Genomic DNA, 14,196 nt, shown 5'->3' with positions numbered 1-14,196 from the left:
CTTACATGCCCTCCTTTTTGTTATCCTCAAGTCCAAGCTCCTTCGCAGAAAGCTGCGACTGTGCAATCTGCATATACACATCACAATTTTCAAGAAGCTCCTCGTGGGTGCCCTTTCCTACGATTTTACCGTCATCGAGCACGAGAATCTGGTCAGCATGGATAATAGTGCTGATACGCTGTGCCACGATGATTACGGAAGCATTCTCCGTAACCTCAGCTAAGGCTGCACGAAGGCGCGCGTCAGTCTTCATATCGAGTGCTGAAAAGCTGTCATCAAACACATATATATGAGGATCCTTTGCAATTGCTCTTGCGATGGCAAGTCTCTGCTTCTGACCACCGGACACATTGGAGCCGCCCTGTGCGATTGAGCTTTCATATCCGTCATTCTTTGTATCTATAAACTCAGAAGCCTGTGCAATATCTGCTGCCTTTTTTATCTGCTCATCACTCGCATCTGCTTTACCAAAGCGCAGGTTTGAGGCGATGGTTCCCGAGAAAAGAATACCTTTCTGCGGAACAAAGCCTATTGACTCTCGAAGCTCGCTTAGTGTGTAGTCTCTGATATCGTGTCCGTCAAGTTCTATTGAGCCTCCTGTCACGTCATAGAAACGCGGAATCAGGTTTACAAGTGTAGACTTTCCACAGCCCGTGCTTCCGATGATAGCTGTAACCTTTCCCGGCTCTGCCACAAAATCAATGTCTGAAAGCACATCCTCCTTCGCTCCCGGATATCTGAAATCCACATGGTTGAAACGGATAACCCCCCTATGATCTGCCTCAGTAACAGGCTCCTTTGGATCATTTACAGTGCTGTTTGTCCTTATAACCTCATCTATACGCTCTGCAGCAACACCTGCTCTCGGAAGCATGATTGACATGGCTGAGAGCATGAGGAATGACATGACAATCATCATGGCATATGTAATAAACGCAGTCATGGTACCTACCTGCATAGAGCCCTTGTCTATTCTGCCTGCTGCAACCCACACGATACCGAGTGTGATACAGTACATGATCATGGACATACCAGGCATCATAAAGGTCATGACGCGGTTTGTAAACAGCTGTGTGCGTGTAAGCTCACGGTTAGCCTCATCAAACCTCTTTTCTTCTTCTTTTTCACGGCCAAACGCCCTAATAACGGAAAGACCTGTAAGAATCTCACGCGAAACAAGGTTTACCTTGTCTACAAGAGTCTGCATAATCTTGAACTTTGGCATAGCAATGCCGACCAGTGTAAAAATAAAAACCATTATGGCAACAACCGCAATCACAATCACCCATTCCATGCCGGATTTGGTCTGTGCCACCTTGATGATACCACCTATACCAACGATTGGCGCATAAAGCACCATACGAAGCATCATGGTAGTAACCATCTGAATCTGCTGTATATCGTTCGTGCTTCTCGTAATCAGTGATGCCGTAGAGAATTTGTTAATCTCGGCATTTGAAAAGCCCACAACCTTTGAAAAGGTCTTCTCTCTCAAATCCCTGCCGACAGCGGCACCGACCTTAGAAGCCGCAAAGCCCACAACACATGCTGCTATAAGCATAATTGCTGCAAAGGCTGCCATCTTGGCTCCTGCCCTCCACAGATAAGCAATCTGATTGGCATCCACATCAATTCCCGCATTCTCGTCACACTTTGTCGCAAAAGCTACACCCATGGACTTTAAAGTAGATGAACCCACCGCATCGATTTTGTCCTGCACCTTGCTTCTTATCTGCTTTATCATGTTATCATCAAGTGCTACTCCCTGCGGTATGGCTGATGCATCCACATCCATCTGCTCACCCGACTGAAAAGCCTGATATGCCATGACAAGAGGAACCAAAAGCTCCTCATCCAGCTCATCAAGTGTGTCAGAATCAGCGCTCAGCTTGTATTTTGTCACACTGCTGCCGTCACTTGTGTTCTCGGTATCTGCTGTCTCGTAGCATTCCGTAAACTTTTCTTTCTCATCAGACAGCATAAATGTCTGCGCCATCTGATAATCCTCCGAGGTAATCTCCTTTGGCAGGATATGCTCAATGCCATGATCCTGGATACCCACATCGATGATATCAGATGTGTACGCAGGCAAAGCCAGATCACAGTAAGCCTGAGCAATGAGAAAAACAAAAATTAATATGATCCATCGCCAATATGGAATCAGGTTTTTGAAAATTTTACTCATAAACGTTTCCTTTCTTTCCGGTTAATTTATCCCCCATACACGAATGCAAAAAAATATCCGCAATCGTGCGCATACTATCTATTTTATCAATTAGCGCGGATAATTCAATAAAGAAAGTATAAAGAAACAGTAAAAAAACAGAGACTATATAAATGGTTTATATAAGTCTCTGTTTGATAAATTGCGCTTAATCGAAAAGTATGTGATAGCTAGGAGCCTTTGAAAACTAATCCAAATCAGCAAGTCCTACACGCTGTATCTGGAAGGTCTTGTATGCCTCCGGTGTCTTCTTATTAACCGGCTCGTTGTTCTGCATGACAGTGATATTACTGCTTGCCACTGCATATACCTTGATGGAATTCTGTCCTGCCGGCAGAGTCGCTAGAGGTACCTTAACCTTATAGGTCTTATTGTTTGCAAAGAAGGTTCTGTTATTTCCTGCTTCTGATAGTCCTATAGGGTCAGCCTCTGAGCCATCATCATGCAGTGAATAAATCTGCCAGTTCTTCATCTCCTTCAGGTAGATTGTATTGCCATCGTCATCTATCTCCTTATCATGGTCATCCTCTGTACCCTCGATAAAAAAGCTCATATTGACAGTCGTATCCTTATCTACCTGGTTACGAAGCATGTTGGTATCCTTAACAGTAAAATATACATCCTGTGTGGCAATATTGCCATCATTATCTACATCCAGTCTCGCAGCATCAGGATTACCATTTGTCTTTGCTTCCTCATCCTGCTGTATAGCAGCATCTATTGTCGAGTAAATAGTACTGATATCTGCTGACTTAGGGTCGTAGCCCTCTTTTAATGAAATAGCAGGTGCATGCTCTACAACACTGTATGCCGCAATCATGGTGTTGATGTAGAGCTTTAGCTCATCAATCGAACCTGTGACATTGGAATGTCCTACACCTGAGTATGTGACATTGCCCTTGGTGTAGATATAGTAGTTATTTCGTACATCCTTAGGTGAAGCATTGTAAATCCCCTGATCTGAAAGTGTATACCAGACAACAATATCACTCTCACCATCATTGTCACTGTCCTCATTAAAATCGAGCTGATAGTACTGCCTGTGTGTGTCAGAAATATTTATCTTGTCGGAAATCTTGAACGGATATGTAGTAATCTGTCCGGAATTCACCTTTGTAGCATTATAGGTGTGGCCCATATCATTCCACAACTGTCCATATAGTCTGTAACCGCCATACCCCGTATTTTGATTTGAATTCAAATCGCCATACACGAAGCCCTGATTCTGTCTGGTAATTACTGTCTTATTTGACCTAGGCTGATATGCCAAATCCGTTTTATGTTCTGTTGCATAGCTCACCGCTGCCTCAAAGTCTGCCGTTCCCTTAGTAAGAGTATTTCCCTTTTTCAAAGCAGAACTATTCAATATACCATACCTGTCCATTCCAACGACATCTCTTACAATGGTGTTGAATTCATAGCCCCAGGTATTGTTTCTTACTATATTTCCACCCCATGGATATTTATTCCATACTCTGTATGTTTCTGTATACTTATTATTGCTAAGAGATGTAGTATCATGGGTAAATAATACTGCTTTGCCAGACTGGATAAATTCTCTTATTTTATCCACCTGTCCACTATCATTATAAATCTCATAACAATCTGAGAATCCAATTACAAGCATATCATAATCCTTGACCTTGTCATTTTTACAAAGAGTCTTAAATTCATCAGAATCTCCCGCAAGAGTTGTAATGTCAAGTTCAAAATCTGTAACCTGCTTTAAAAGCTTTGCAAATTCTGAATTTGAATTATCCTTTTCCTTTTGCATATTAAATGTAGTATCCCCTGCAAGGTAATTGCCGTTATTTCCTTTTGATGTATTAATCTGCAAAATCTTAATATGCTGCTTTTGATTACTGTTTGCCTGCTTGTAAAAATATCCTCCTGTCACATCATAACGATATGAATTCGTAGTCTGCGATGCCCTAAGCTGCCACGGAATAACACCTACAAACTGTGTAGGCAGTTCATAAACCAGTTTATAGTTATATTTTCCAGCCTTTAGATTATAGTAATATTCTCCATTTACATCAAGCTGTGGACTCACAAGAGTACCATCCTGATAAATCTGTACATTGTTTCCGGCTATCTTTTCCTGTGTAGGTGAAAACTTACCATCCGCATTTGTATCAAGATAAAAACCTAAATCAAAGGATGCATTGGCATCTGCTCCACCTCGGTTATTGATACTAAACTCAAGTACTATGTGATTATCCTCAAGCTTTACATAGTCCTTGTCTTCCTCTTTCTTCTGCTCCTTGACCTTGATCTGCGGTTTTTCGGCAGTGAGGTTGGTATATAGGTCCTTTGACAGGTGATTATCAGAGTATGTCTTTATTATGTGATCATCCAAAGTATTTGTTTTTAAAAAATCATATATATTTGAACAATTGTCAATATAATAATCATTTACTGTTTCACTATTATCATACTTATAAAAGCCTTTGTCTACCACAATAGGATAACCGGCTTTCAAATAATTGTTTAAAGCCTCTACTTTCTCGATTGTAATATCATTTCCGGAGCCCCTATATGTATTTACGGCATTCACATAGTTCTTATCATCTGGTTTTGTCAACTTGGTTTCAAGTCCTAATTCACCATCATATTTAGTCAAATAATCGCTGTCAAGTAACCCCGCATGTCCGTTAGAGCGTGTAAATCCGTTCTCATCTTTACTTATAGAACTTGGATCTATAACAACTATATCACCAACATTAGAATAAATAAGCCCATTCATGGAAGAATCATTATATACACTTATCCACTCTTCGTTCCCATTCTCATGACCCCAATTCAAATTATGCCAACACAGCCCCATATGTATCATGTCGTAATTGTTCAAATCCTCAATTCGGCCTATAAACTCTGAGCTGTTGACACAGGTGATATTTATCTTGTCTTCAGCCGGGCAGTTAGAGCCAAGCCATGACTTAAGATTCTTTTTCAGGTCACTAATAATACCCGGGACGCTTCCGGTATTCATGCCCGGCTCTATATCAAGGATGTTGAGCTCATCCATCGGTTTTGCGACATCCCTCTTATCAGAATACGATATGATATAGCTTAAAACTATTGCCTTTGAAATCTTCTTGTCATAGTATTCATACTTTTCCTGTCCCAGAGTATTATTTTCATTTTTCCTGCTTGTATTCTCTGAGTTGATGTACTCTGCTATCTCGTCAAAATTCTCATTTTTAGCAGCATTGACAAACTGTGTTTCATCTTCATTTTCAATAAACGCAGAAGCAAAATCATCTCTTAAAACAAATGGCACATCCTTATCAGGATAATAGTTTCGTGGAATAACATATTCGTTGCCAACCACATAGCCATGTGTACGAGTTGAACTGTCAACTTTGTAATACGTTATGACCTTGTTATCATTCCAGTTAATAAAATTATCAGCAGAGTCCTTTGTAAAATTCAAGGAACTGAAATTGTTACAGCTCAAAAGACCTGCAAGCTTTTTAATATTACTTGAGTAATCTGCAGATGAAGAAGCCCACACAATACCATTATCCACTATAACAGGCATCATGATACCACTCTGATGTACACGCTGGACTATCTGCTTTACCTTGTCCCATGTAATGTCATTATCAGCATTATATTTTGCAGCATCGTCTCCTAAATCCTTTGAAAGGATGGACTTTGAGCCGGAAAGATAGAGTAAATCAATTGTTGACACATCTATCTGCTCAAGCTCCTTTGGTGTGACCGTTTTTACCTTGAAAGTCATATTGGCAGTCTTATCATCATCGCCTGTCTTTCCCTCCTGGTTAAATACACCGTTTCTGAACCAGTTATTGTTCTTGAAACCACCCTTATAATATATGTGTGTGGTATTTACAGGATAATCAAGCGAGCCGTTTTTATCAGCCACCATTATATAGTCACCTTTTCCCTTACCCGCATAGGTGTATGTCTGGCTGTCCTTAACTATATCAAAATATCCGTCTGTATCAGTGAGGATTACCTTTCCTTTGTTACCTGCCGACTGATTGTCCGGTGTGCCATCATCTATCTTCTCGTATGGATTCTGTGAATCAAGCACTGCTCCATACTCGCCGGTCTCATCGTAATTAAACTCAATAGGTACCTCAGTGTTCACCTCGTAGTAGGTCTCATCATCAGTGATTTTATCTGCAGGCACATACTCCATCTCAACCGTATAGTATGTATACTTCTCATAATCCGGCTTACTGCCATCAGGCAGACCAGCCATCCGGTCAGCCCTGGCAACAAATTCATATGGTGAGGTAGTATCTGAATTGTCAGTCCTATAAATATATGCCTTTGGGTCATATTTTGCGATGGTTTGCATGCTCTCATCGGAAACGATTGCATATGAACTCTTTATAGCATAGACTACATGCTTCTCAACTGTATCGTCAGCTGTGCCTGTATCTGGTGTATTATCTGTACTGCTGTCTGTATTTCCATCAGCTTTCTGTGAATTATCAGACGGTACCAGATACTGGGTATTTGTCATGCCATCCGGCAATTTGACTGCAGTAAAAGCAACACTGTAGTAGCCTCTTTTTCCGGGTGCCTTAATTTGATTGCCATTTTCAGTCTCTGTATTTGAGCCATCTTCTGTCTCATCCTCGCCCTGCATGAAAACATAATGGTCAACATTTTGTCTGTAATGACCTGTAGGCAGTCCATCTTCATTTACAGCAAGCTGGTAATCGGTATTGAACTTATAATCTCCTTCTGCCTGCTTTGTCATCTTATAACCGGTGGTACCCTTGTTTATTCTGTCCATATCTACAAGGGCAAGCTCTGTCCAGTCATCGCCCTGACTGACATAGCTCTCCTCATATGGCTCATAATAAAGAGGCTTTGTATTATCCTTTTTCTCGGTAGTAATAGGCGCAAGCTTTGTTTTCAGACCTTCCATATAGGCAGACCTGTTTTTTACACCGGCACCATCTTTGTCAGACATCTTTGACAGTGTACCAAACCAATCGTCAGGCTCCTGACCGTCGATCAGATAGCCAATGGATGCCATTTTCTTGTCAGGCACCACCTCCACTATATTGAAGGGCTTGTCCTTGCCATGTGAGCTGACTATATCAGATATTCCATTGAATGCTACATTTGCATCGACCTTTGTAAGGCTGTCATTCAGCACAAAAGCTGCCACAACGAGACATCCTGTAAGTGTGAGCGATATTGGAACCACTATTTTTTTTGTTAATTTGCTCATTGCGATTGCTCCTTTTAGTTATATGGCCTACATCTTAATGTAATAATATTTGATCCTATAGATGGATCTGATTTCAATGTTACCCAAATCAATATATCATACTCTTTATTTTTGAATCCAGACGTAACAGCAATTGTCTGGTTAAAATCCCCATTCCAGTGCTTAGTCTTATCAATATGATAACTAAGATAAATACCTCCACCATAATCTACTCTTTCTTCACTATTATTATTTAAAATATAATCATTATTTATTTTAGTTTTCGTTCCATCTATGTATTGATAGGATTCCATATGCCATTCAAAATCGTCAGGATCGTATTCTATTCCGCTATTTTTGACATTTTCCGGTTCGAGCCATGTTTTCAATGTTGCCCCTGGCACCAACACATTTTGCATTTCCTGATTAGTCAGCCAATTACGTGTATCAACCACATTTATCGTTACAGATGTATATTTGGTAGCATCTTCTTTTGAAGTCACCTTAACCACAAACTGCTTTGATGTTTCATTTTCTGCGATAGACAATTTTGCTGTATTTCCGGAAGAATTAAACGTTGTTCCATTCAAATCATCAGCCCTGCCGGTGTATGACCATATAACCTCTTGGCTTGGATTATTTCCACCCAATATTTTAGATGTAAATTCAAGGACATTGCTATTATCTCTTCTGACATATGAAATGCTCTGACCTGAAACATCTCTGCCACCATAGTATATATGTACAGAAATCGGCTCTACCGGTGCCACATACTCCACATCTGCTCCGGTCGGTACCTTATTGCGCATAGTGAAGTTCTGCTTTGAAGTATACTTCTTGTCTCCTGCCTTAAAGTCCACAACAAGTCCGACAGAGTTCTTGCTTTCTGCCTCACTTAAATCAGGGGTAAAGCCTGTGACATTTTCTGCCATAAGAGATTCCTTGCCCTGACCATCTGCCTTCACCACACCTGTTGCGGGATCCAGTGTATCCTTTCGCAGATAGATTTTGTGTTCTGATGGTCTGTATATGATATTGTATGTACAATCCTTGTTGTAGATAATCAGCTTGCTGTCGGATGATGTTTCCTCAGATGATGTTTCTTCTGCCTGTCCCTCTTCTGCTGATGCAGTTGCAACATAACCAGCCTCAGGATTTGCTGATGCCACCTCCACCGGCGCCGCCACTGTAGCAGGCTCATACTTGACACCCTTTTGCGCATCAATTATGAGGTCTCCTATCTGATTCATGGTCAGCTGTGCCTCATACTGTAAATCTACGTCCTTTGAAGCATACTTATACTGCTTCGTGCTTGTACCGATAAAGCCTGCAACAGCCAGTCCGAGTATTCCCATTATCGCCATGACAATGACAAGCTCAACAAGTGTAAAGCCACTGTTTTTCCTATTATTTGATTTGTTCATGCGCCTTAAAAGTTTCATGGTTCATCTTCCTCTCCGATTTCATCATACAACCTTATAACAGCCTTGCGTCAAAATAAAATATAAAACATCAAACTATGTAAATCACTCACATACCACCTTGCCGGTCTCCTTGTATATCGTGATAACCTTTTCGGTGCTGTTTTTTTGAATCCAGATACGGCTGCAGTACTTACCATTGGCATCAGGCTTTTGTGCACCTGAGCTTCTGTCAAACTGAAGCACTATACTGCCTGAACTGTTCAATTGTGTCTTATCACTATAATCATCCTTCATGGAATAGTAAACATCAATCCTGCTCTTTCCGACTTTGCTCGGAGCAGATACTGTACCATTTATGGTCGTCTTATAATAGTAGGCACCATCTGATGCATCCTTATATATCTCAAGAACTGCGCTGTCCTTTCCCATAGTGGTGACTCTTGTTTTATTAATTATCGATTCAATATTTCTGGCACACTGCTTCACCTCAACACCCATGACCGAGCGAATGGATATAGTTGCCGCACCTATAAGTACGACAGATATCGCTATCACTACTATAAGCTCTACCAGAGAGAAACCACCATTATTCTTTTTTTCTTTTACAGACATATTGGATTCCTCCCTTGTATATATCGTCAAAATTTGTCAAATATAAATATTTCGCAGCTGTTTTGCGCCTTAGAAGCCGCTTGTTTTCTACTCCTTGGTCCAGTTCTGGTATGTAATGAGCGTAGCATAATCTATTTTTGTATCTGCCTCTTTCTTATTTGAAAAAGAAGAAACATTACCCAGATAGTTGGCACCGTCCATGAACACATCATACAGGTGCAGTGCATCGTCTGCATCACTTACCTTTTCAAGAAGCAATGCCTTAAATAGCTCCTGAGTACCATTATCAATCTCGCACTGGTCTTTGTTTACAATTATCCTGCCCTTTGCAACTATGGTACCTGTAAAGTCAGCATTCAGTGTCACATCTCCCGTAGCAACAATTATATCCACATTGTGTGATTTGTCATTTGCATCATAGGTGTAGTTGCCGTTTTTGACAATTGCCTGATATTTTTTCCCCTGATACTCAGTCTCAAATATATGTTTATTACCGGAATTTGGCACTATTTGCAGCAAATTGGTATTGTTAACTATATTTGTAAAAAGCGAAACACTTGCTGCATTTGCCGGTAAATCAGCATAATTCGTCAAAAGCTTTGAGTTTAGTGCAGTATATGTGCGCTGTAAGGCATCTGACTGTGCATCCATGTCTACACCATCAGCTATACCCTTCAAAAGGCTTAAATTGCTGCCATCGTAGATGCTGTAATTTCCGGCAGTATAGATGCTTGCAGCCTCATTTACCTGTATGCTGTCAGTATAGAAGTTAGTGTATCTCTTGAGCTTGTCAATGTCTGCACCAAAATAGTCTCTGTAATACTCAGCAGCCTTGTTCGTTGGCAGATTGACATAATAGTATACAAGTCCATCATCATTCTTACCGGTAGAAGGAACAAAGACCTTCTTTATATAGTTGTCGATTGTCTTTGACTCCGGCAGATATGCCGAGAGAGCCTTGCCTGTCTTTGTGCTGACCACATTGGCATTAACTTCAGTATACTTTGTCTGATCCTGTCCTGTTGCCGTGATATCCTTGTACTCCTTATAGGAGAGTGGATTCTTATTGTAAAGCGATTTGGCATCCGCACCATCTCCACTTGTTCCTATGCACTCAGGCGGCACAAGGTATGCTATCTGGTCACCCTTTACAGAAATTGACTCACCCATAGCCACATTGCTGTTTTCCACACCACTTGAGTTTACAATAGCCTGTGTATTGATATATGCGGTTCCTGCCAACATAAGCTCCCTGATATTTGACATATCAAGCGATGCCTCCCTGCCGTTTATGATAATAGCAGAGCTATCGCCTGCGACAGGATTTTCCTTGTCATCGCCTCCATTACCGAAGCCTACGTACTTTGCATTGTTATTCTTATTATTCTTGCCAAGTGTGACCTTTGAGCCTGTACCCTTTAAGGTCATGTCATCTGCCACATATGTCATGCCATCCAGATTGACTGTTGCACCATTTACATTTATATTGCTTGTCCACAGCTGACACTGTGAATCAACAGAAAGTGTACTGTCATTGTGTACACCCGCCATATTCTTTTTTATTGTACCAGTATCTTTTCCGGCAAAGTCTCCCACCTCTATATCGCCCTCTGCAATCATATAGCTGGTATCCTTTACATCAAGTGTGGCTTTGTTTGGAATAGTAACACTCGTAGTAGAAGTTCCTGTGTCTGCCGCATTTTCACAGCCGGCATAGAGATTGCCGGATAGATTTACTTTATTAAGTCCTGATGTAATTTTCAGACCTTCGTTTCCTACAAGAGAATATGTAAAAAGCTCCGGAACACCTCCCGATGCTGTAAAGCTCATGGATGGAACTCCCAGAGAAATATCTGTTTCTATTATTGATTTAAATCCCTTTTCATCGGTATACTCTACCCTTAGTCCGTTCAGCACGACACGGTTTTGGTACACCTTGAGCTGACCATTGCCGTATACATCGGCATTGGTCGATTTGATAACAGCATGTGGCTGATTGTCTTTATTCTCGAGAAGCTTCGGGTCTACATATTGTATGAGCTTTCCAATATTAAACGTCATACCGGTGCTGTCATACTCCAGGCTGGTCTTTAAGCTCTTTAAATACTCCTGCGCAAAGTTGCTCTGTCTGCCGGCCTCATTTATGCTGCTGTCAGAGTAATTTTCCATAACCTTGGTATATCCTGCTGAGTAAGCCTTGGAAATATCACTCTGCAGACCGGTGCATATCTGATCCAGCACACCTTCTGCCGAGTAAAAGTTATCTGTATTTTTTTCGTCTGTCACCTTCATCTGGAGGTTCATAAGCGCTATCCACAGCACAGTCACAGCTAAAACAGCCACTATAGCCATTGCAACTACAACCATCACAAAGGAAGCACCACGGTTATCGTTACGCTTCATAATTAATACCCCATGCTTCCGGTCATCGTAACAACCGGATCTTTATCCTTAAATATATCATCCAGTGAAGCCTTACTCTCGTATATAGCTACCTTCACATTATACAGCCTTTCAGATGCCTTGCTTCTTGTCAGATTCTTTATATCGACAATAGCCTTTACCTCATTCTGAATTACATTGTTATTGAAGCCATATATAGCCTGATTTGGCTGAGGTGTCTTATCCGGTGCTCCCATATCCACATTCAGATTGGTGGCTATATGAGTATAAGCATGACCTGTACGGTTTCCCGGCTCACTTACCTTCACATATGCCTTATATGTACTCTCCTTCGTGCTCAGCTCTGACTGATCCGATATAGTCTTTTGCTTTACAATATTTACTGTACAGTCGACCTTGTCCTTGTTGTTTACAATGATGACATCATTTGCCGTATCCCAGGTGTTGCCGGTCGATGTGTACCATGGATTATAAAACAGATAGACATTTCTCAGATTATGGTTCACAGTGTCTGAAGAATTGTCGTAAATCACCATGGTATAATCATCCTTCAGCGCACTGGTTGGATCCGGAAAAGTCTTTTTTACTCCATTTTTGATAGAATACGAATACGACACCGTCACCTTGGTAGCCTTATTGCTCGCAGCTCCACTCTTTTCTATGTCAATTGTGATAGTTCTCTTTATATCACTCTGCTGTACACTGAGGCCCGGATTCATATTGTTTAATGCAGATATAATATTCGTAGCAGAATACCTATCTGCACTCATGCAGTCGAAGTTTGCATCCATGGCCGACATATCTGCCACCTCGTCCATGTTGTACTCTGTAACCTTATTGTTCGGTTTTCCGGTTTCATCTTTATTTGATGCGTCAGATTTTGCATCCACTGTCACAAGTGCATTATATTTCTTTGTGCCTGACTGCACGCCGGACATATAAAAATAATACTTGTGCGCATCCGACTCTCTGAAATCCCAAAGTGATGTATCGCCTATTTGGGCTGATGCGTCAATCTTATGGATACAGCTAGTGATGACATCGTCCTTGTTTACAATCTCAGCACTGATATCCTCAAGCCTCTTTACATTATCAAACTTATCCGATTTCTTGAGAAGCTCACATGCACTGCTTCCATCTGATATATTAAAGCCGTCCGTCACGTCAAAGCCCTCAGACGGATAGTTAAACTGATACGCCAGAGTTTTCATGGAGTTCTTCTCGATACCCTCCATAATGTTTGTCGCCAGATGTGTGGCATTCATCTCATTTTTAGCCTTCACATTGGTCTTTGTAGCAGTAACAAATGCATTCAAAAAAGGAAGCACGATTATTGCGAGAATAGCAATCGACACAATAATCTCCACAAGTGTTACTCCTCGATCATCGTTTTTTAGCTTTCTCAAATCTGCTTCCTCCCCTCTTGTATTTTGTTATCTCATAATTCAATAATTTAACATTTAATATTTATCACTTAATGTCTCAATAGCCCTGTAATCTAATAATCTAATATTATAATAATCAGTTAGTTTGTTGTACCGAACAGATTATTTGTACCATGTGGTACTGCAGGTATGTATGGTGCCTCATATGGCTTATCAAGTCCATACAGGAAATATGAATCCACAAGCATCTCACCTGTCAGCTTGCCTGTCGAATCGTCAAAGCTCACATTGAGTGTGCTGATAGTCTTCTTCTGTGATGAACCAATCACCTCTCCAAGCATAGCCTTAAGACCATGATACTCTGTCTTGAATGCCATAACTGTGCTGACATCATAAAGCTGATAGCCTGTAACCGTAGACTTTGCAGAGCCTGTTGATGTGCTGCCATCAGCTGCACTGCCGTCGCCTGTCTGTGACTGAGAGCTGTTGCTGTCTGCGGCCTGTGAACTGTCTGCATTACTGCTATCCGTGGTACTGCTGTCTGTACTGCTTCCTGACGAAGAAGCTGTACCTGCATCGCCGGTCGGATTATTCACATCAATAGCTGTCGGTGAGCCGACTGTAAGCTCTGTAATATTTGTATTGGTAGATTTCTCGATAGCAACCGCATCCATGATGCCGTTTTCTATCTGTAAATATGAAGGAAAATTGTCATACACCTGCTGCATGGCATCAGACATATCCTTTGTCTTCTCTGTGTAGTCATCCGCCTTTGCCGCAAGGGCTGAAAGCTGATTGTACTGTGACTTCAGGTTCATATTTTCACTCTTGAGTGAATCCCTCTTATTGGACTGTGGTATAAAAATAAAAAAATATGTCAGTGCTAAAATGGCAACACCCGCTAATATAATAAGTAACTTTTTATCTCTAGTTGACATCCTAACACCC

Annotated in this window: 7 protein-coding genes; all 7 read right to left on the bottom strand. The window is 41.1% G+C overall.

What is annotated here, in order from left to right:
- Position 1: 1 nt before the first annotated feature.
- Positions 2-2,185: an ABC transporter ATP-binding protein gene (locus ACW6PM_RS07130; RefSeq protein WP_456056693.1), complete on the bottom strand. Its 2,184-nt coding sequence runs from the start codon at positions 2,183-2,185 to the stop codon at positions 2-4.
- Between the two features lie 226 nt (positions 2,186-2,411).
- Complete coding sequence (locus ACW6PM_RS07125; protein WP_456056692.1) at positions 2,412-7,445, bottom strand: DUF5057 domain-containing protein; 5,034 nt, start codon at positions 7,443-7,445, stop codon at positions 2,412-2,414.
- A 14-nt stretch (positions 7,446-7,459) separates the two neighbouring features.
- Positions 7,460-8,866 carry a PulJ/GspJ family protein gene (locus ACW6PM_RS07120; protein WP_456056691.1) on the bottom strand — a complete coding sequence of 469 codons (1,407 nt, stop codon included), beginning with the start codon at positions 8,864-8,866 and terminating at the stop codon, positions 7,460-7,462.
- Between the two features lie 84 nt (positions 8,867-8,950).
- Positions 8,951-9,460, bottom strand: coding sequence for a pilus assembly FimT family protein (locus ACW6PM_RS07115; RefSeq protein WP_456056690.1), 510 nt, complete (start codon positions 9,458-9,460; stop codon positions 8,951-8,953).
- Positions 9,461-9,547: 87 nt separating this feature from the next.
- Positions 9,548-11,863: a hypothetical protein gene (locus tag ACW6PM_RS07110; RefSeq protein WP_456056689.1), complete on the bottom strand. Its 2,316-nt coding sequence runs from the start codon at positions 11,861-11,863 to the stop codon at positions 9,548-9,550.
- A gap of 2 nt (positions 11,864-11,865) precedes the next feature.
- A complete protein-coding gene (locus tag ACW6PM_RS07105) occupies positions 11,866-13,269 on the bottom strand; it encodes a type IV pilus modification PilV family protein (protein ID WP_456056688.1) in 1,404 nt (467 codons plus the stop codon).
- Positions 13,270-13,388: 119 nt separating this feature from the next.
- On the bottom strand, positions 13,389-14,186 hold the full coding sequence (gene gspM / locus ACW6PM_RS07100) for a type II secretion system protein GspM (protein ID WP_308649994.1): 798 nt from the start codon (positions 14,184-14,186) through the stop codon (positions 13,389-13,391).
- Positions 14,187-14,196: the final 10 nt, after the last annotated feature.

Source organism: Agathobacter sp., from assembly GCF_977054825.1.
This window is presented reverse-complemented; position numbering and strand designations above follow the sequence as displayed.